Here is a 1318-nt window from a genome sequence, read left to right as displayed (position 1 = left end):
GTGTGGTGATCCCCGACATCACCTTCGAGCTGGCGAAGAAGAACGAGGACATGTACCTGTTCTCGCCCTATGACGTCGAGCGTATCTACGGTGTGCCGTTCGCCGATGTGAACGTCACCGAGAAGTACTACGAGATGGTCGACGACAAGCGCATCCGCAAGTCGAAGATCAAGGCGCGCGAGTTCTTCCAGACCATCGCCGAGCTGCAGTTCGAGTCGGGCTACCCCTACATCATGTTCGAGGACACGGTGAACCGGGCCAACCCGATCAAGGGCAAGATCACCCACTCGAACCTGTGCTCGGAGATCCTGCAGGTCTCCACCCCCTCGGAATTCAACGACGATCTGTCGTATTCCAAGGTAGGCAAGGACATCTCGTGCAACCTGGGTTCGCTCAACATCGCCAAGGCGATGGATTCGCCCGACTTCGGTCAGACGATCGAGACCTCGATCCGCGCGCTCACCGCAGTCTCGGATCAGACCCACATCTTCTCGGTGCCCTCGATCGAGCAGGGCAACAACGAGTCCCACGCCATCGGCCTCGGTCAGATGAACCTGCACGGATACCTGGCGCGTGAGCGGGTCCACTACGGCTCCGAAGAAGGTGTGGACTTCACCAACATCTACTTCTACACCGTGGTCTACCACGCGATTCGGGCCTCGAACCTGATCGCCAAGGAGCGCGGCTCCGCGTTCGGTGGGTTCGCCGACTCCAAGTACGCCAGCGGCGAGTACTTCGACAAGTACACCGACCAGGCATGGGAACCCAAGACCGACAAGGTGGCTCAGATGTTCGCCGACGCCGGCGTGCGCATCCCCACCCAGGACGACTGGCGTCTGCTCAAGGCCTCGGTGCAGGAATACGGCATCTACAACCAGAACCTGCAGGCCGTGCCGCCGACCGGTTCGATCTCCTACATCAACCACTCGACCAGCTCGATCCACCCGGTGGCGTCGAAGATCGAGATCCGTAAGGAAGGCAAGATCGGCCGCGTCTACTACCCGGCCCCTTACCTGGACAACGACAATCTCGAGTACTACGACGACGCCTACGAAATCGGCTACGAGAAGATCATCGACACCTACGCCGCGGCCACCCAGCACGTGGACCAGGGCCTGTCGCTGACGCTGTTCTTCAAGGACACCGCCACCACCCGGGACCTGAACAAGGCGCAGATCTACGCATGGCGCAAGGGCATCAAGACGCTCTACTACATCCGCCTGCGCCAGATGGCTCTGGAGGGGACTGAGGTGGAGGGTTGCGTGAGCTGCATGCTATGAGCTGAGCGCGAAAAAGGGGCGGTCTCCCGAGGGAGACA

The 1318-nt window shown here is 60.5% G+C and carries 1 protein-coding gene; it reads left to right on the top strand.

The window, feature by feature from the left end; all coding sequences use genetic code 11:
- On the top strand, window positions 1–1280 hold a 1280-nt coding region (locus ACFWF3_RS36150; protein WP_379318668.1), incomplete at its 5' end, for a ribonucleoside-diphosphate reductase subunit alpha.
- Between the last annotated feature and the right edge of the window lie 38 nt (window positions 1281–1318).

Source organism: Nocardia sp. NPDC060220, assembly GCF_042727815.1.
Taxonomy (GTDB): Bacteria; Actinomycetota; Actinomycetes; order Mycobacteriales; family Mycobacteriaceae; genus Nocardia.
The sequence above is the reverse complement of the archived record's forward strand: the minus strand, read 5'-3'. Positions and strand labels throughout refer to the sequence as shown.